We start from the raw sequence: 18002 nt of genomic DNA on the forward strand, positions 1-18002 counted from the left end.
AAATCAAAGAGATTAGAATACTTGTTCTACTTCAACTACACCAGGTACTTCTTCTAAAAGGGCACGTTCGATACCAGCTTTTAGCGTGATTGTTGAACTTGGGCAGCTTCCGCAAGCGCCTAAAAGACGTAACTTTACAATACCATCCTCTACGTCTACTAGCTCACAGTCTCCACCGTCGCGAAGTAAAAACGGACGAAGTTTTTCTAATACTTCTTGAACTTGCTCGTGCATTTCTGACATAACTATCGACTCCTTTCTTCTACTCTTATTATAAACGGTCTTTCATGAAAAATCTATCGGAGTATACACCGTAATGTTACCTTAAAAGAAAAAGATGTGCAATGAATCAGTTTTGTGTAAAATAGTATTCATAATGAAGTAAAAGTGTGAATAATCGTACAGTTTGTATGTAAAGATTCAAGGGGGATGTGCTATGCAATCAACTGAGGTAGAAGTGTGTATTTATGGAGCTGAAATTGTTTGTGCAAGCTGTGTTAATCTGCCGTCTTCAAAAGACACCTACGATTGGCTAGAGGCAGCGATTTCTCGCAAATATCCGAACCAACCGTTTGCTATCACATATGTAGATATAAACGAGCCGCATACGGATCCGGAAAAAGCAGCCTTTGCCAAGCGTGTGATTGAAGAAGATTTATTCTATCCTGTAGTGGTTATTAATGGAGAAATTGTTGGGGAAGGCAATCCGAAATTAAAGCGCGTATTTGAGGAAATGGAGAAGTATGGTTTCTGCGCTTCATAATGAAAAAAGCCGTTAGATTGTCAGTCATCTAACGGCTTTTATTTTATCCACTATGGTGTTTATACATCCAAAGAATACCTGATTTTAATAATCGAGCTACGCGTCCTGTAATTGGACGTTCGGCAACTAAGCCAAATCCATGCTTTTTGCCTAATGAACCAAGTATGCCTTTTAATTTAATAGTTGGCAATTCATCTGGAAGCGCTTCGCCTTTCCAGCGGTGAAGAAGTACTTGGACAATTTGTTCAGCCTGACCTTCTGCAAGCTGAGCGCTTGGTGCATGCGGTAGGCTTGCACAATCACCTAAAATGTAGACATTTTCATCGTCAGGCAAGTTATGGTATTTCGTTAATACGACGCGTCCTTGAGGATCTTTGTCTACGTCTAGATCGCGTACCACTTTATTTGGCTGGATACCTGCTGTCCACACGATTGCATCGCTTTGAATGGGCTCATCATGATTATAAAGAATGTTCGGTTCTACTTTTGTAATATTAGCACTATTTACGATTTCAACACCGTTTGAAGTAAACCAAGTTTGAACGTAATTACTTAAACGTTCTGGGAAAGCAGATAAAATTAATTTACCGCGGTCAAATAAGATGATTTTTAAATCCGGGCGGCTTTCTCTTAGCTCGCTTGCTAGTTCTACTCCGCTTAATCCAGCTCCTACAATTGAAACAGTAGCGTGAGCTGGCAAGTTGTTTAATGTCTGATAAGTTGCTCGTGAAGCATCAATGGATTGAATGCTGTATGTATGCTCAAGAGCTCCGGGAACTCCATGATATTTATCTTCGCATCCGAGTCCTACAATCAGGTCATCGTAAGCGATCATTTGATCATCTACATAGACGCATTTCTCTTTTAGGTCTATGCGTTTTACACAGCCGTAGCGAATTTTTAAGCGAGGGTGTTCAGGAAAAGCAACACGAACATGCTGATCAGAGATTGTTCCAGCTGCAAGTGCATAGAATTCAGTTTTTAGTGAGTGATAAGGTGCTTTGTCAATAAGCGTTACTTCTACATCGTTAGGCAATTGATTCGGAAAAAGGCGCTGCAAAACGCGCATACCACCGTATCCGCCGCCCAGTATGACAAGGTTCTTCATGTGAATTTCCCCTTTAGCTTCATGCATTTTTGTTTTCTCTCTATTATTCTTACTTTTAAGAATAGGAGAGTACAAATTACCGTTAATAAGGATGGTTGCCAAAAAGATATGAAAGGCTATATAAGATAACATATTTTACTTAAATAATAATTTAATATAACCTCGTTTGGTTTTCTATACATAAAAGTATAACTAAATTAATAAAAAACCACAATATGTTTCAACATAATTTCAAGCTATCCCTGTAATAAAGCTTTATTTATACGTTTTTTTGAAAAAGTCTGTGAAGCTAAAAAGCGTGCGCAAAATGGACGTAAATTTCCAAAGTTGACGTTGAAAATGAAAGAAGATAGGATAAACTAATAGTAGAGAGGTGAGAAACGTGATACAGCCAATTATTGAATTTTGCGTTAGCAATTTAGCCAGTGGTTCTCAAACAGCTTTAGAAAAGCTTGAAAAAGATCCAAATCTAGATATTATTGAATACGGATGTTTAGGTTATTGCGGGAAATGTTCACAATCTTTATTTGCCTTGGTAAACGGAGAGATTGTTACAGCGGAAACACCTGAACAGTTAGTAGATAATATTTACATTCATTTAGAAGAAAATCCAATGTTTTAAACTATCCCCGCTGTCGTATCTCTTTTTATCAGGAGAGGGACATGAGGCTAATAGAATAGATGATGTAAGCACGGCTAGTCTTGCCGTGCTTTTTTATGCGTTTTGCGCAAATATCTGTGCTTCAACCATTCTCTTTGCAATCATAATGCTTCTTTTGTTTTTTAATACTCCAAAGGAGGACAAAATAAAAAACCCCTTAATCTTTATGATTAAGGAGCTAAAAAAACGGGGGATGATATTATTGTGTACAAAAGAGAATCACTTTATACTAGAGCTACATAAAAAAATAATGGGTGATAATATGAAAAAATTTCAGTTTACAAAAATGCATGCACTTGGCAACAACTATATCTACGTAAATATGTTTGAAGAACATATAGAAGAGCAAGAGTTAGCACCGCTTGCTGTAAAAGTCTCAAATGTTTATACGGGAATTGGATCGGATGGAATGATTCTTATTTGTCCATCTGAACGTGCAGATGTGAAAATGCGCGTATTTAATAATGACGGCTCGGAAGCAAAAAACTGCGGAAACGGTTTAAGATGTGTAGCTAAATATGCATATGAACATAATTTAGTAACAAGCGAAAGATTTTTTATCGAAACGCTTTCTGGAGTTGTAGAAGCAACGGTGCATCCGCAGGGAAATGAAGTTCCAGAAGTGACAATCGATATGGGAGCGCCTATTTTAGCTAGAGAACAAATTCCAATGACGGGAGCAAGCCAAGACCAGGTCGTTAATGAAGAGATGGAATTTGGAAAAGAACGGTTAAAAGGGACGGCTGTATCAATGGGAAATCCTCACGTTGTCTTTTACGTAAATGATATTGAACAAGCGCCACTTACTACATTAGGGCCCGTGGTTGAAAAAGATTCGCGTTTTCCAGAAGGAGTGAACGTTGAATTTGTCGAGGTAGTGAACGAAAGAGAGCTGAATTTTCGTGTGTGGGAAAGAGGCTCGGGTATCACTCAAGCATGTGGAACAGGAGCATGCGCTGCCGTTGTTTCATCTGTGTTAAATGAGAAGACGAAAAAAGATGTCCCTACCGTCGTACACCTCGCTGGAGGAGATTTAACGATTGTTTGGCAAAATAAAGGCAATGTATTAATGACAGGTCCAGCCAATGTGATTTGTGACGGCACGTATTATTATTAAAAAATGAAGAAGCAGACGATTTGTCGTCACAGCCATTTCGTCGTATACTAAACAAAAAAGGAGGTCTGTTTAAAAATGAGTCAAGATATCCTAACAATTACAGAAGCTGCAAGCTTTCAAATAAAAGATATGATGAAAGAACATGAAGAAGAAAATGCCTATTTACGTGTTACTGTAAATGGAGGAGGCTGTTCAGGTCTTTCATACGGCATGGGTTTTGCTCACGAAGTAAATGAAAACGATACGCTGTTTGAACAACATGGCATTAAAATTCTTGTAGATAGCGAAAGTGCTCCAATTTTAAAAGATGTAAAAATTGATTACAAGCAATCTATGCTAGGCGGAGGGTTTACAATTGATAACCCAAACGCCATTGCAGCATGCGGCTGCGGCTCTTCTTTCCGTACAGCAAGCAACGCAGGTGCTCCTGAAGAGTGCTAAATATATTTTTATCAAGAAGCTTTCTTCACCTCATCCGGTGAAGAAAGCTTTTTTAGTGAGGGATTTTTGTATGTTACATCATCTGTCAAAACTGTTGACTGAATAATCAGTCTTTTTTTATACTCAATAAAAAAGAGGAGATGAACGGATTTGATAGATGCGACTCGTTACGACGCGGAACAAGTAGGAGGTTACGGAAGTTTTCGCAAAAAAAACACCCTGCCTATTCTATGGAAGGGGTTTATAAACTGGTTAAAACTTGAAAGTAGCAAAATGGAGTCTAAGAATGCAAAAAGTATTCACTTCAGTGAATCGCATTTATTCGTTCAGCATTTGCCTTTTTCCTCAGGTGAAGCCTGTCATCAAAACTCGTCCTCTGCGCCTCTTAACCATTCTGAACCTTACATTCGCTATTATGAAAATGCTACTGCCTCTCTGGCTGAAAGCTACGGAGCAGTTGAAGGAGAGCATATTCTGCTGATTGAACGTATTGCCGGTCAATCAGAGGTAGTAAAATATTTAAGTAAGCTCGAAGGTTTGAAGGCCTACAGAATGACCGTAACTAGTCAAGAAGGAAACCATTCCTTTTATGAAATCTGTTTAATAAGCAGTGATGCGGAAATGATGAGTGAAATCATTCATCGAATGGTTACACCAATCCAGCAATAAAAAAAAGCAGGCGAGAGCCTGCTTTTTTTTATGAGAACATTGACGTACTGTGCATAGGCTGTAAGCGAGCCTTTGGATCAATGTATGCCTTAGCGTTATTAACGGCAGTCGGACCTTCGCCAAATCCTGCCACGATGAGTTTTACTTTTCCATCATATGTGCAGACATCACCTGCTGCATAGATGCCAGGAATGTTTGTTTCTTGCTTTGAGTTAACAACAATTGCATTTTTCTCTAAATCTAAGTCCCATTCTTTAATTGGACCTAGAGAAGAAACAAATCCAAAGTTTACAATAACATCATCTACGTCTACTACTGTCTTTTCTTCACCTTTTGTGTTTTCTAACACAACTTGTGTAATACGGTCATCTCCAACAAATTCAACCGGTACATACGGTGTTTTAATATCAACTGATGAATTATGCAAGTTTTCTACGCTATGTTCATGAGCGCGGAACTTGTCTCGGCGATGCGTTAACGTTACTTTTTCTGCGATCGGCTCTAACATAAGAGACCAGTCTACAGCAGAATCCCCGCCCCCGCATACTAATACTTTGCGGCCTTTGAATTTATTCATATCATCCACAAAATAATGAAGGTTCGTTTGCTCGAACTGTTCTGCGTTTTCTAGCTCGATTTTACGGGGCTTAAATGCACCGTTTCCAGCCGTAATAATAATTGTTTTTGAATAGTGGACTTCAGAATTAGTAGTTAATCGAAATACACCGTCCGCTTGTTTCTCTACCTTTTCTACAGCTTGCTCTAGCGCAACTGCGGGTTTAAATTGATCCATTTGCTCTTTTAGATTATTGACTAATTCTTGAGCGCGTACTTTTGGAAAACCAGCTACGTCATAAATATATTTTTCAGGATATAAAGCAGAAAGCTGTCCACCAAGCTGTGGTAAGCTTTCAATAATTTTTACGCTCGCTTGAAGCATACCGCCATAAAATGCTGTAAATAAGCCTGTAGGGCCGCCTCCGATGATGGTAATATCATATACTTGTTTATCTTCTTTCATTTATAATCACCTCTAGATTGTTCTGTGCCAATGCATATTCTACTTTATGATAGCATAGTAAATTATAAAATATCATTAAAACACGCTGGAATGTTTGAGAAACTTTCTCAACTTAAAAATCAGTATTTGTAATCATTAACATAACCACACGTTTTGGTCAAATATAAAACTGGGTATACAGGAAAGTAATTGAAAATTTAAAAGCTTGTAAATACAAAGTGAAGGGTTGAAAAACCGATTAAAAAAGCATAAGATGTTTGTGTAAATCAAGCTAGGACTTATGCTTACATTTTTTTGAAAAGAAAAAATGTATTTTTTTAAAAAAGAACGTGAAGTGATTCACATTGTTTTTCTTATATGAATAATAAATGGATAGCGATGATCGTTCTTGCTCAAACTAACATAAAAAAGCAAACCAAATAAAATTGCTCTTATCATTATATTTGTAAGACATACTTGTGACTATAACTAAAAAAGGTGGATGACATTCCTATGAAAAAGCCTAAAATCGTCATTTTGGGTGCCGGATATGGCGGCATTATGACAATTGTTAATTTACAAAAGAAACTGGGTGCTAGTGATGTGGAAATTGTTTTGGTAAATAAAAACGATTACCATTACGAAACGACATGGCTTCATGAAGTATCAGCAGGTACAATTCATCAAGATCGCTCTCGTGTTCCTGTTAAAAATTTAATTAACACAAATAAGGTTACATTTATCAAAGACACGGTCGTAGATATTAAGTTAGATGAAAAGCGTGTTCTTCTTGAAAACAGTGAGCTAACGTACGATTATTTAGTTGTTGCTTTAGGGTATGAAGCAGAAACTTTCGGAATTAAAGGTTTAAAAGAACATGCATTTACCATTACGAGCATTAATGCAGCACGTCAAATTCGTGAGCACATTGATTATGTGTTTGCGACGTACAACAATGAAGTGGAAAAAAGAGACGAACTTCTGACCATTATTGTTGGGGGTGCTGGCTTTACCGGGATTGAATTTGTGGGAGAATTAGCAAATCGAGTCCCTCAGCTTTGCAAAGAGTTTGATATTCCGCGTGAAAAAGTACGCGTTATTTGTGTAGAAGCAGCGCCTACGGCTTTGCCAGGTTTTGATCCAGAACTTGTAGAATATGCGGTAACACAACTAGAACGAAAAGGAATCGAGTTCAAGATCGGAACAGCGATTAAAGAGTGTACAGAAGAAGGAATTATTGTATCAAAAGATGACCAAGTAGAAGAAATCAAATCAGCAACAGTTGTATGGGCTGCAGGTGTTCGAGGCAGTCATGTGATTGAAAAAGCTGGATTTGAGAACATGCGCGGACGTGTAAAAGTAAGTAATAGCTTGCTGGCACCAGGGCACGAAGATGTGTTTGTTATTGGAGATTGTTCACTAATGATTAACCCTGAAACAGAACGTCCTTATCCACCAACAGCTCAAATCGCTATGCAGCAAGGCGGTACCTGCGCTGAAAATATTAGCCGTTTGATGAAAGGGCAAAAAGAATTAAGTGAGTTTAAACCAGATATTAAAGGAACGGTATGTTCGTTAGGGCATGATGACGCAATTGGTGTTGTATATGGTCGAAAACTATTTGGTTCAAGCGCATCTTTTATGAAAAAAGTTGTTGATAATCGCTCGCTTTTCCTTCAAGGCGGAGCAGGTCTTGTATTGAAAAAAGGAAAATTTAATTTCTTTTAAAACAAAAAGCAAAAGGTCTTTAAGCCTTTTGCTTTTTTTGGTATTAACTTACTTTTCTGTGATTGACGCCTTCATTACTCTTAAGTAAACTGAGAGTATAAAGAGTAACGGAGGCGAAAAGCAATGGAAATGAGTTTGCCTGTACTAATTATCTCCATCTTGTTGTTTTTTGTTTTGTTTTTTGGAATCGGTTTCTTATTAAATATGCTGCTTCGTATGTCTTGGATTATGGCCATTATTTATCCCGTGATTTTTATTTTTATTATTGATGATGTAAGAGCGGTTGATTACATTCAACATCCCGCTTACTCCTTTCAGCAGCTAGGGACAAAAGTGCTATCTTTAGCCACAGCTGACATTACAATTTTAATGGCTGGTTTTATAGGTGCACTAGCTTCAGGCATTACCATTAAATCTTTACGAACAAGAGGGTACCAAATGTTTTAAATGTAAATTCTTCTCGCAAACGAATAATTTGTTTTTATGTTGGAAACAAATAGATTCGTGAGAGGAGTTGTGGAAATCACAATGATTGGAAAAATAGCAAAGCGATTCATTATGTGCCTACTACTGGTCGGAGCGCTGTTTACAACATATGAAGCAATTACTGGCGTCCCAATAACCACAGTCATCAAATATATGCCTTTTATAAACAGTACAGGGCATCCTCTAATGAATGAAAGGCTCTTGCCATCACTTCTAAAACCACTAAGAGCTGAAGCGGCTAGCAATGACAAAGAGCGTCTGACGATTGAAGAAGCATTTGATTGGTCGCGTTATCCAACTAAGAATGTATTAGCTACGGGTTACACAGCTGGTTACGAATCAACTGGGAAAAATCCCAATCATCCAGGGTATGGTATTACATATTCGGGCGTTAAAGTAAAACGTGACTTGTATTCGACCATCGCTGCTGATTTAACCATATTCCCAATCGGCACGATCTTGTTTATTCCGGGCTATGGCTATGGAGTGGTAGCAGATAAAGGTGGGGCTATTAAAGGCAATCATCTTGATTTATATTTTGAAACTGTTTCCGATGTGTACAACATATGGGGTAAAAAAGAATTAAACGTCTATGTAGTGAAATCAGGAGACGGCCGCTTAACTGAAGAAGAGTTAACAATGCTGAATGAAAAGAAGTCGATGCAAGTTTTTCGCCAGCAGGTAAAATAAACGAGAAACACATGAAGAACTCTTCATGTGTTTTCTTATGTTTTATGGCCATACATAATATGTTACAAAAGCAACTGCTATCCCTGTTAAGGCTCCAAAGAAAACTTCAATAGGCTTATGTCCAAGCAGCTCTTTTAGCTTCACTTGTTTTTCGTCTTCTTCATTGGTCGTCCACAGCTTTGCCTCTTTTACCGCGCGCTGAAAGTCTTCAACCAAACGATTTAAAACCGTTGCTTGCTCTCCTGCGTGTCTTCTTACCCCTTTAGCATCGAACATGACAATAATGGCAAAAATAGCGGAGAGAGCAAAAATAGGAGATTTAAGACCTTCTGCTAGCCCAATGGCAGTTGCTAAGGAAGTTACTGCTGCGGAGTGAGAGCTTGGCATGCCTCCCGTACTAAAAAATAAGCTGCCGTCTATTTTCTTAGTAGCTACAAAAGAAAGGGGAATCTTAATAAATTGAGCAAAGAAAATAGCGATTAATGAACTCCAAAGTGGAAAATTTGAGAATAACTCCATTGAGACGTCCTCCCTCAACTTAAAATGTCTGAAAAGCTAAACCCGTATGGTGAAAAAAGCGGTAGATGAAAGTATATGTGTGAAACTAAGGGTTTTGAACTGTGATTAAAAATTGTATTTCTGCTATCATATGTATATAGATGAAAACAGTGGTGAATATGATATATATTCCACTTGCTGAATAGATTAAACAAAGCAGATGATAAATAAAAATAAAATCTCTATACGTAAAAGGAGGAATTTTATGTTTTCGCATGTAGAAACATTTGGTGTTGATCATCAAACAGAAGCTCTGGTAATCGGGTTATTTAATCAAAACCAACAGTTTGAAGGCCTTCTAAAAGAAATTGATGAAGCTTTAGGTGGACAGCTCATTCATTTGATTAAAGAAGGGGATATACGTGTACAAGAAAAACGTATTTCAACGATTCATACACTAGGAAAATTAGGAGCAAAACGTCTTTATTTTGTAGGACTCGGACGAAAGCAAGCGCTAACTAAAAATGGGCTCAAAGAGAGCTTTGGGCTGTTATTTAAAAAGTTAAAAGAAGCGAAGATTTCAAACGCATCGGTCGCCCTTTCTACATTTGATACAGGAGCGTGGTCAGAGCAAGAAACTGCAGCTTTGTTAGGAGAAGCTCAACAGCTTGCAATGTACGAGTTTGAAAACTACAAAAAGAAATCAAACGAACCTGACAAACAGCTTGAGAAAATTGAACTGCTTTCTTTTTATAAAGACGTTATACAATCTGCTTTGGTTGGATATACGTATGGAAAAGCAACAAACTCAGCGCGCACCCTTGTTAACTTACCAAGCAATATGCTAACGGCTACAGATTTAGCTAATTATGCAGTAGAAATGGCACATACATATGGTTTTGAATATGAAATTTTAGAAAAAGAAGAGATGGAAACGCTAGGAATGGGCGCGTTGCTCGCAGTCAATCAAGGTTCCGCAGAGCCTCCTAAAATGATTGTGCTGAAATATCAAGGTAAAGAAAAATGGGAAGACGTTATTGGGTTGGTAGGAAAAGGAATTACCTTTGACACAGGTGGTTACTCTATCAAATCTAAAGACGGGATTGTAGGCATGAAAACAGATATGGGCGGAGCTGCATCTGTTCTTGGTGCAATGGAAGCGATTGGAGAATTAAAACCTCATCAAAACGTAGTAGCTGTCATTCCATCAACTGACAACGTTATTAGCGCGCGTGCTTTTAAGCCAGATGACGTAATTACAGCAATGAATGGAAAGACAATAGAAGTACTGAATACAGATGCTGAAGGGCGTTTAGCGTTAGCTGATGGTATCTCCTATGCCAAACACCACGGAGCAAATTATTTAGTAGACGTGGCGACATTAACGGGTGGTGTAATTGTAGCTCTTGGTACACATACAACTGGGGCAATGACGAATGATTCCGCTTTGTTGCAGCAAATAGCGAAAGCGAGCATTGAGACAGGCGAACCGATTTGGGAACTGCCTATTACAGAACGAGACAAAAAGCGTGTTCGGGGAAGTAAGGTAGCAGATTTAAATAACTCTCCTGGACGGGAGGGGCACGCAATTATGGCAGGAACCTTTATTGGTGAGTTTGCAGAGCAAACACCATGGGTTCACTTGGATATTGCTGGAACTGCAACATCCGCTGCTTCTCATGAGTTAGGACCTTCAGGTGCAACAGGCGTGATGGTGCGAACACTAGTTGCAATGGTTTGTTCATTTGAAGTCAATTAATGAAAAAATATAGCATTTATAGAAAAAAAGTAAAAAGGAGCATCGATGATGCTTCTTTTTTTAATATGTTTACATAATGTTTTTTCTTTTTAGTAAGAAAAGATTATTTAGAAAAATCCTTATATTGTTAAGGGTGTAGAGAAGTTAAACAAACGTTTATTTAATAAGATGATTGACTTTTTTTCTATACCTAATATAATGAACATGTTGTTTATCTCTCTAATGTTTTAATGAGATAAAGTAAAAAGAAAAATGGAGGTTTCAAAATGAATGCAGTATTAATAGCTGTGCTCGTGATGCTGATTTTGAGCTTATTGCGTATCAACGTTGTCTTTTCTTTAGCAGTCGGAGCGTTAATTGGAGGACTTGTTGGCGGTATCAGCCTAACAGATACAGTAAGTATATACACAGATGGTCTTGGAAACAGTGCTTCTGTTGCATTAAGCTATGCTTTGCTTGGAGGATTTGCGATGGCTGTTTCGCGGACAGGGCTGCCTGATGCCGTTGTTCAGCTAGCATTAAAAATAGTAGGGAAAGAAGGAGAAACGAAAAAGAAGTCACTGTCAAAAGTACTGATTTTATTGATCATCCTTATTATTTCATGTTTTTCTCAAAACGTTATTCCGGTTCACATTGCATTTATTCCGCTTTTAATTCCACCTCTATTAAAAGTATTTAATCAGTTGAAAATCGATCGCCGATTAGTCGCAACAGTGATTACATTTGGATTGGTTACACCTTATATGTATTTGCCAGCAGGATTCGGTAAGATTTATCACGACATTTTATTTACTAACATCAAAGAAAGTGGATTAACAATTGATAAAGGAGATATTACTACGGCGATGGCTCTTCCAGCTTTAGGAATGGTAGCGGGCTTATTGTTTGCTGTGTTTATTTCGTACCGCAAGCCGCGCAGTTATGAAGACATTGACATCGATCAAGGCACAGAGGAGCGTACAGGTTACACAACAAGAGGAATTATAGTAGCTCTACTTGCGATTGTAGCGGCTTTAACTGTGCAGCTCTTAGTAGATTCTATGATTTTCGGAGCGCTTGCAGGGATTGTTGTCGTTTACTTCAGCGGGGCTTTGAAGTGGAATGAAGCAGATCCAGTATTAACGAACGGAATGAGAATGATGGCTTTCATCGGATTTGTTATGCTGTCTGCCTCTGGTTTTGCAAAAGTTCTTCAAGAAACTGGAGATGTAGAAGCGCTTGTAAAAGGCTCTGTTGCTCTTATTGGCGGCAACCAAATGCTAGGTGCATTTCTTATGCTTGTCATCGGGCTTTTAGTGACAATGGGCATTGGTTCTTCTTTCTCTACCATTCCAATTATCGCGACGATTTTTGTTCCTCTTTGCTTAGAACTTGGTATGAGTCCAATGGCAACGATTTGTATTGTTGGTACAGCGGGAGCGCTTGGAGACGCTGGTTCACCAGCTTCAGACAGTACGCTTGGACCCACATCTGGATTAGCAGTCGATCGTCAGCATGATCATATTTGGGATACGTGTGTACCAACTTTTCTTCACTATAACATTCCACTTATTATTTTTGGGTGGATAGCCTCAGTTATCCTGTAAATAGAGGCCCTATAATGACAAAAAGCAGCCGATCAAAACCGGCTGCTTTTTTCATGCTTGAGAAAGAGTAGAAGCAGTGCTGTCACAAGCTCCTAATGCTTGCTCTACAGCCTGAAGAGATTGTTCAATACGTTCACGATTTGAATCTTTCTCTACCGTTTGAAGAGCTTGTTCAAGGCTTGCTTTTGCCTGATTTAATGATGTGCAAGAATCTTGCACGTAACCTCTAGCGTTTTTAGACATTCTTCTTCCTCCTAACTAACCAAAAATGAGAATCAATAAGTAGTATGAGTAATTTGCAGGGAATTATGAGGAGAAATAATAAAAAGGATTAACTCTTATGAAAGGAGTTAATCCTGTCAGCCTAACTGTTTAAATTGGTTGGAATGTAGAAGTTCAAGCACTTTCTTATCAAGCTCCTTAATTTTCTTTACAGCCAGATTATATTCCAATTCACGGTAATGGTGTTTGCCGCCTGGCTCTTCATCAGCTTCATCAGCTAGTTTGACTACTTTTTGAAGAGGGCGTTGTTGAATTGTTCCTTCAGGCAAATATGAGTCTGTGTGTAGTAAAATAGCTAAAGCAATTTCTTTTGCCGCCTGAGGTTCCTCACCTAAACGAATGAGTAATTTATGTGCACGTTCAGCCCCTTTAATAGCGTGAATATCATTTTGACGATACTTCTCATAATCCCACTGACCATTTGTGTACCATTCGTAGTGGCCAATATCATGAAGCAGCGCTGCTTTTGTAGCTAAATCCGGGTTTACATTATGCTGTACGGATAGACGAAACGCATGATAGGCGACGGATACAGCATGCGCAACGCCAGATCGAGTTAAATATTTTTGAGCGATAGGATGCGTGAAAATTTCTACTAGCGTAACATGTCTCATCATGTCATCCCTCCTAAAGAAAAAATATATTTCCAAATACAATATCATATTTGTATCCTAAATACAATTATCGTGTAATTTGTTTTTACATACAAAAATGGCATATATTATAATATTCGTAACGAAACAACATGTACATCTTTTTTTGAAGAAAATAAGACTTTTTTCCTTGTATTTTACCATCTAATATTTAACGATACGTGACAGCAGTCAAATTGGGTATCGGGATGAATAAACGTAATTTTAATATAGTCTGGAGTATAAAAAACATCGATTTTTGTTTTAACACCAGTGGAAAGAATGAGTCTTTTTACTTCACTCATTTTGGATTCTTGAGCAGCAGCTTTTATTTTCTTTATTAAATTTGGCGAAGTATTAGCTCTTTGAATAAAGATAGTAGCGCTTTGCATGGTAGAGGGAATAACTTTAAGAGATTGCTGAAATGTCGCGATGTTCGCCTCAGGTAAGTTAGGTACCCTGTATGTATAAGGGTGAGGCATGTAGTACGATGGCCAATAGTAAGACAAGGGAGCAAATGATTTCATATAAGAATCCTCCTAGAAAACGGATTTTTATTATGTATATGTAGAGGGTTCGTATATGTTGTAGCAAAACCGTTATTGTATACTAGATGCAAAGGGAGGTATGGATATGAAAACAAAAGATACGCTGTTAGAAGCATTAGGAATTGAGATTATTAGTGCGAGTGAAGAAAGAGTGGAAGCGACGATGCCTGTTGATGAGCGAACGCGTCAGCCATTCGGGCTTTTACACGGAGGAGCATCGGTGGCGTTAGCTGAAACTGTGGCTAGTCTAGGTGCCATTAAAAGTGTCGATCTCGAAAAAGAAATTTGCGTAGGTTTAGAAATTAATGCCAATCATATCAAAGGGAAAAAAGATGGAATCGTTACAGCTATAGGCGTTCCTTTACATAAAGGAAAAAAAACAGCGGTTTGGGAAGTGAAAATTCAAGATGAAAAAGAGAATTTAATCTGTATATCCAGATGTACCCTTGCTATTCTGCCTAAAGCCTAAACATAAGAATGCTTAGTCTAGAAGGTGTGAGGTATGCTTTTGGAGTCAGAAGGAGCCACCTCACACACTCGTATTAGAGTTTAAAGAGAATGTGGAAGAGCGAATACATAAAAAAGTGAAAAAATAGGTAAAAAAATAAGCGAAATTATGTCTATTCGTGACAGTTACCCTGCGCATAGAGACATGCTCTAGAATATAGTAGTAGTAAAGTATTCTTTTTATTCAGCAACTAGAATATTCATAATATTAAAAATAAGAACAGAAAATAGACCTTCCGATTGTTCAATCGTGCTATAATAGCATTAATATAGTAGGGCGGTTTATTTTACAAAGGGGTGATAATATTGGATAAGAACTCTCAGTATTTATTCATTGATTTTGAATTTACAATGCCAGAGTATAAGGGTTTTCCAAAAGGCTTTTTTCCGGAAATCATTGAAGTTGGTTTGGTGTTTGTTAAAAATCAAGAAATCATTGATCGTTTCTCCTCTTACGTACAGCCTACACACTTTACAAAATTAACTGAGCGCTGTAAATCATTTCTCCATATCGAACAAAATCAAGTAAATGAAGGCATTACGCTAGAGCAGCTTGTACAGCGACTGGGCATGTATAAACACAGCACGATCATTACATGGGGGAACATGGATATGAAAGTATTAAGGCAGTGCTGTCAAAAAAATAAGGTGCCATTTCCTTTTGCAGGTAAAGAAATTGATCTTTCAATGGAGTATAAGCGCTTTTTTGGAGATCAAAATCAAACTGGCCTTTGGAAAGCTGTGCAGGAGTATGGTAAAGAAGGAACTGGAAAGCACCACTGTGCGCTTGATGATGCGATGACGACACTCAACATCTTTAAGCTTGTAGAAAAAGATAAGCGGTATCTTCAAAAACCAGAGCCAACGACCATAGGAGATCGAATCGATTTTTCAAAAGTATTAAATAAATTTGCATTATAAAAGCCAAATCACTTCTACGTGAATTTGGCTTTTTACTTAATGAATACCGTACTCTTTTTTTAACTCTTCTAAACAGGCAATACTTGCTTGAGCAAAAGGGCTGTCTTTGGCTTGTTGCTCAGCTATCTTTAATTCAAGTGCTTTTTTTAGTGAATTTTTATAATCGGGAACGCTGTCTTCATAGAGATGAACCATTTTTTGAGGAATATTGGCCTGCTCTCGAAATGCAAGTGCTTTTCGCTCGTGAAAAAATGGTACGTCCACTTGCCCAGGATTATGTAAGTCACCTTGTTCTGGATGCTTTAACACAGCTTGAATCCGCACAACATAATGCAGATCTCGAACTTGTGTAATTTCACCGATATATTTCCCAGTTTTATAAAGTGCCGTAACTGTTTGACCAATTGTAAATGTCATATTGCCAGATCTCCTTTAAGTAAAGTGTTTGTTATCACCAGTATAAATCAAAACCCCCTACCGTTTCTACGAAAGGATGTTGTACATGATGTATTTAATGTTTTTGCTTTATTTTCCGGAAGATAAAAGAGAATATATTCCTGCTTTTGCTACTATGGCGCTTTTTGTACTAGCAGCAGTTGCAGTATGGCGTTTAATCATTAAGATTTCGAAAAAAGAAGAAGAAAAAACCAAGGAATTAGAAGCAAAGCTGAAAGAACAGGAAAATAAGAAATCACTGTAATGAAATGCAAATAAAATGTAAGCGTTTAAAATAATATGTTGCTGGACAATCTATGGAAAGACATCTAAAACTTTCGCTAGTGCATACGCGATTGGAGGGCAACATGAAAAAACTACTACTCATTGGAACCGTGCCTTTTTTCTTGTTAACGGGGTGTATGGAAAAAGAAATATCCAATAAAGAAGTTAAAGTCTACAACGCAGATGGAGATAGCATCGGTACAGTCAAGTTGAAAGAGCAGGCCGATGGAATTGAGTTTACGTACAACTTAAGCGGACTTCCACCTGGGGAACACGGCGTACATATTCATGAAATGGGGATTTGCAGAGCTCCTGACTTTAAAAGTGCGGGCAATCACCTTGATCCTGATAAAAAGAAACACGGACTGTTAAATCCAAAAGGACCGCATTTAGGCGATATGAAAAATATTGTGGTAGAAGACGATCAGACGTATACAGGAACAGATATGGTTCCTCAAGTCACGTTAAAAGAAGGAAAGACATCTCTTGTTAAGCGTATGGATGGTTCGTCCCTTGTTATTACCGAACAAGGGGATGACGGAATGACAGAGCCATCAGGTAATTCTGGAAAGCGAATCGCCTGCGGGGTTATTTCAAAAAAACATTAAAAACAGCGTTCTTTCGTGAGAAAGAACGCTGTTTTTTACGTTAAAGCTACTTTTAAGCGATTTAATCCTTCTTGAAGCTGTTCATGTGAACAGCCAATGTTCAAGCGGATAAAACCTTTTCCATATGTGGAGCTGTATTTTTCGCCTTTTTCTACGGCGATTTTACCTTTTTTTAATAAGCGTTCATGTAATTCTTCTTCTGATAAATGCAGCTTGTTGCAGTCAATCCATAGTAAATAAGTTCCTTCTGGCTGAACCACTCGCAGTTCAGGCAAGTTCTCACTTATAAAACGCGTCACGAGATCTACATTTTTCTTCAGATACACAAGCAGTGCTTCTAGCCACTCTTCACCTTCACTGTAAGCCGCCTCTAATCCAATTATTCCGAATGTGTTTAAATTAGAAAACCCTTGTTTTTGCTGCTGCTGAACATACTGTGTGCGCAGTTTCTCATTTGGAATAATAACAGCTGAAGCCTGAAGTCCCGGTATATTAAATGTTTTGCTAGGGGCCATACACGTAATGGTTCGATTGGCTGCATCTTCACTCACCATGCTGATGGGAATGTGTTTATAAGGCTGGTAAACTAGATCAGAATGGATTTCATCTGAAACAATTAATACATTGTATTTTTCACAAAGGTCGGCAAGCTTCTTCAGTTCTTCTTTTGTCCACACGCGTCCTACTGGATTATGAGGGCTGCAAAGAATCATTAATTTTACGCCTTCTGCAAATTTTTTCTCTAAATCTGAAAAATCAATTTCGTATTTATCGCCTGCAAGTTTTAACGGATTTTCAACAACTTCTCGATCATTTACCTTTATCATGTTAAAAAATGGAGTATAGACTGGAGGCTGAATTAAAATTGAATCTCCAGGTTCCGTAAATGCTTGAATAGCCATACTCAGGGCAAACACAACTCCTGGACTGTATGTAATCCATTCATGATCAATGGTCCACTGATGCTTTTTTTCTATCCAGGATGATAAAGCATTCGCCGTAGATTCAGTAGGGGAAGTGTAGCCGAAAATACCATGTTTGACACGCTCATTAATGGTTTGAAGAACATTAGGAGGCGCTTGGAAATCCATATCAGCTACCCAAAAAGGCAGAACATCTTTTGCTCCAAAAACAAGATCCGTTTTGTCCCACTTTACGGACTGCGTACCTGTACGGTTAATTAATTGATCAAAAGAATAAGTAGACAATAAAAGTACCCCCCTTTTTTAATATAATAGTTTGCTTATTTTTAATACGTTTGTCAACGAAGTTAACTTG

General features: G+C 38.0%; 23 protein-coding genes. 14 read left to right on the forward strand and 9 right to left on the reverse strand.

Annotated features, from left to right (window positions below):
- Window positions 1-12 precede the first annotated feature (12 nt).
- Window positions 13-243, reverse strand: coding sequence for a NifU family protein (locus AC1D0Y_RS18800; protein WP_013059625.1), 231 nt, complete (start codon window positions 241-243; stop codon window positions 13-15).
- A gap of 193 nt (window positions 244-436) precedes the next feature.
- Between AC1D0Y_RS18800 and AC1D0Y_RS18805 the strand changes: the two genes are divergently transcribed.
- Window positions 437-763, forward strand: coding sequence for a YuzD family protein (locus AC1D0Y_RS18805; protein ID WP_013059624.1), 327 nt, complete (start codon window positions 437-439; stop codon window positions 761-763).
- Between the two features lie 43 nt (window positions 764-806).
- Here the strand turns inward: AC1D0Y_RS18805 and AC1D0Y_RS18810 are convergent, their stop codons facing one another.
- Window positions 807-1871 carry an NAD(P)/FAD-dependent oxidoreductase gene (locus tag AC1D0Y_RS18810; protein WP_028409598.1) on the reverse strand — a complete coding sequence of 355 codons (1065 nt, stop codon included), beginning with the start codon at window positions 1869-1871 and terminating at the stop codon, window positions 807-809.
- Window positions 1872-2253: 382 nt separating this feature from the next.
- Here AC1D0Y_RS18810 and AC1D0Y_RS18815 point away from each other — a divergent pair, with 382 nt between their 5' ends.
- The 4 genes from AC1D0Y_RS18815 (at window position 2254) to AC1D0Y_RS18830 (ending at window position 4759) form a co-directional block, all read left to right on the forward strand.
- A complete protein-coding gene (locus AC1D0Y_RS18815; RefSeq protein ID WP_013059622.1) occupies window positions 2254-2493 on the forward strand; it encodes a YuzB family protein in 240 nt (79 codons plus the stop codon).
- Window positions 2494-2794: 301 nt separating this feature from the next.
- Complete coding sequence (gene dapF, locus AC1D0Y_RS18820; protein ID WP_028409596.1) at window positions 2795-3649, forward strand: diaminopimelate epimerase; 855 nt, start codon at window positions 2795-2797, stop codon at window positions 3647-3649.
- A gap of 75 nt (window positions 3650-3724) precedes the next feature.
- Entirely contained in the window at window positions 3725-4090 is a 366-nt protein-coding gene (locus AC1D0Y_RS18825; protein ID WP_025752687.1) for a HesB/IscA family protein, read from the forward strand.
- Window positions 4091-4240: 150 nt separating this feature from the next.
- Window positions 4241-4759, forward strand: a complete 519-nt coding sequence (locus AC1D0Y_RS18830) for a hypothetical protein (protein WP_028412618.1) — start codon at window positions 4241-4243, stop codon at window positions 4757-4759.
- A 28-nt stretch (window positions 4760-4787) separates the two neighbouring features.
- Here AC1D0Y_RS18830 and AC1D0Y_RS18835 read toward each other — a convergent pair whose 3' ends face one another.
- Complete coding sequence (locus AC1D0Y_RS18835) at window positions 4788-5780, reverse strand: NAD(P)/FAD-dependent oxidoreductase (RefSeq protein WP_477707845.1); 993 nt, start codon at window positions 5778-5780, stop codon at window positions 4788-4790.
- A 492-nt stretch (window positions 5781-6272) separates the two neighbouring features.
- Between AC1D0Y_RS18835 and AC1D0Y_RS18840 the strand changes: the two genes are divergently transcribed.
- The 3 genes from AC1D0Y_RS18840 to AC1D0Y_RS18850 all read left to right on the forward strand — a co-directional run bounded on the left by AC1D0Y_RS18840 (window position 6273) and on the right by AC1D0Y_RS18850 (window position 8663).
- The gene (locus AC1D0Y_RS18840; protein WP_477707846.1) at window positions 6273-7487 is read left to right on the forward strand and encodes an NAD(P)/FAD-dependent oxidoreductase; all 1215 of its coding nucleotides are present in this window, start codon (window positions 6273-6275) and stop codon (window positions 7485-7487) included.
- A gap of 123 nt (window positions 7488-7610) precedes the next feature.
- Window positions 7611-7934: a YuiB family protein gene (locus AC1D0Y_RS18845; RefSeq protein WP_217599062.1), complete on the forward strand. Its 324-nt coding sequence runs from the start codon at window positions 7611-7613 to the stop codon at window positions 7932-7934.
- Window positions 7935-8015: 81 nt separating this feature from the next.
- A complete protein-coding gene (locus tag AC1D0Y_RS18850; RefSeq protein WP_028409593.1) occupies window positions 8016-8663 on the forward strand; it encodes a 3D domain-containing protein in 648 nt (215 codons plus the stop codon).
- A gap of 42 nt (window positions 8664-8705) precedes the next feature.
- Here the strand turns inward: AC1D0Y_RS18850 and AC1D0Y_RS18855 are convergent, their stop codons facing one another.
- Window positions 8706-9182: a divergent PAP2 family protein gene (locus AC1D0Y_RS18855; protein WP_013085319.1), complete on the reverse strand. Its 477-nt coding sequence runs from the start codon at window positions 9180-9182 to the stop codon at window positions 8706-8708.
- A gap of 244 nt (window positions 9183-9426) precedes the next feature.
- On the opposite strand from AC1D0Y_RS18855, the gene AC1D0Y_RS18860 reads away from it, so the two are divergent.
- Both AC1D0Y_RS18860 and AC1D0Y_RS18865 read left to right on the forward strand, forming a co-directional pair.
- Window positions 9427-10920, forward strand: coding sequence for a leucyl aminopeptidase (locus AC1D0Y_RS18860; RefSeq protein ID WP_477707847.1), 1494 nt, complete (start codon window positions 9427-9429; stop codon window positions 10918-10920).
- A 266-nt stretch (window positions 10921-11186) separates the two neighbouring features.
- Window positions 11187-12506 carry a Na+/H+ antiporter family protein gene (locus AC1D0Y_RS18865; protein ID WP_028409591.1) on the forward strand — a complete coding sequence of 440 codons (1320 nt, stop codon included), beginning with the start codon at window positions 11187-11189 and terminating at the stop codon, window positions 12504-12506.
- Window positions 12507-12557: 51 nt separating this feature from the next.
- On the opposite strand, the gene AC1D0Y_RS18870 is transcribed toward AC1D0Y_RS18865, so the two are convergent.
- The 3 genes from AC1D0Y_RS18870 to AC1D0Y_RS18880 all read right to left on the reverse strand — a co-directional run bounded on the left by AC1D0Y_RS18870 (window position 12558) and on the right by AC1D0Y_RS18880 (window position 13947).
- On the reverse strand, window positions 12558-12749 hold the full coding sequence (locus AC1D0Y_RS18870; protein ID WP_013059611.1) for a hypothetical protein: 192 nt from the start codon (window positions 12747-12749) through the stop codon (window positions 12558-12560).
- Between the two features lie 116 nt (window positions 12750-12865).
- Window positions 12866-13402 carry an HD domain-containing protein gene (locus AC1D0Y_RS18875; protein WP_028409590.1) on the reverse strand — a complete coding sequence of 179 codons (537 nt, stop codon included), beginning with the start codon at window positions 13400-13402 and terminating at the stop codon, window positions 12866-12868.
- Between the two features lie 176 nt (window positions 13403-13578).
- Window positions 13579-13947, reverse strand: a complete 369-nt coding sequence (locus tag AC1D0Y_RS18880) for a YuzC family spore coat inner layer protein (protein ID WP_060745804.1) — start codon at window positions 13945-13947, stop codon at window positions 13579-13581.
- 106 nt (window positions 13948-14053) lie between these two features.
- Here AC1D0Y_RS18880 and AC1D0Y_RS18885 point away from each other — a divergent pair, with 106 nt between their 5' ends.
- Window positions 14054-14437: a hotdog fold thioesterase gene (locus tag AC1D0Y_RS18885; RefSeq protein ID WP_028409588.1), complete on the forward strand. Its 384-nt coding sequence runs from the start codon at window positions 14054-14056 to the stop codon at window positions 14435-14437.
- 344 nt (window positions 14438-14781) lie between these two features.
- Window positions 14782-15396 (forward strand): 3'-5' exonuclease KapD, encoded by a 615-nt coding sequence (gene kapD / locus AC1D0Y_RS18890; RefSeq protein WP_013059607.1) that lies wholly within the window; start codon window positions 14782-14784, stop codon window positions 15394-15396.
- A 36-nt stretch (window positions 15397-15432) separates the two neighbouring features.
- On the opposite strand, the gene kapB is transcribed toward kapD, so the two are convergent.
- Window positions 15433-15813 (reverse strand): kinase-associated lipoprotein KapB, encoded by a 381-nt coding sequence (gene kapB / locus AC1D0Y_RS18895; RefSeq protein ID WP_013059606.1) that lies wholly within the window; start codon window positions 15811-15813, stop codon window positions 15433-15435.
- 85 nt (window positions 15814-15898) lie between these two features.
- Between kapB and AC1D0Y_RS18900 the strand changes: the two genes are divergently transcribed.
- Both AC1D0Y_RS18900 and AC1D0Y_RS18905 read left to right on the forward strand, forming a co-directional pair.
- On the forward strand, window positions 15899-16096 hold the full coding sequence (locus tag AC1D0Y_RS18900; protein WP_028412613.1) for a hypothetical protein: 198 nt from the start codon (window positions 15899-15901) through the stop codon (window positions 16094-16096).
- Window positions 16097-16199: 103 nt separating this feature from the next.
- Entirely contained in the window at window positions 16200-16724 is a 525-nt protein-coding gene (locus AC1D0Y_RS18905; protein WP_336091310.1) for a superoxide dismutase family protein, read from the forward strand.
- A gap of 35 nt (window positions 16725-16759) precedes the next feature.
- On the opposite strand, the gene AC1D0Y_RS18910 is transcribed toward AC1D0Y_RS18905, so the two are convergent.
- Window positions 16760-17932: a MalY/PatB family protein gene (locus AC1D0Y_RS18910; protein WP_028409586.1), complete on the reverse strand. Its 1173-nt coding sequence runs from the start codon at window positions 17930-17932 to the stop codon at window positions 16760-16762.
- Window positions 17933-18002: the final 70 nt, after the last annotated feature.

This window comes from Priestia sp. P1_B12_1 (assembly GCF_056406695.1).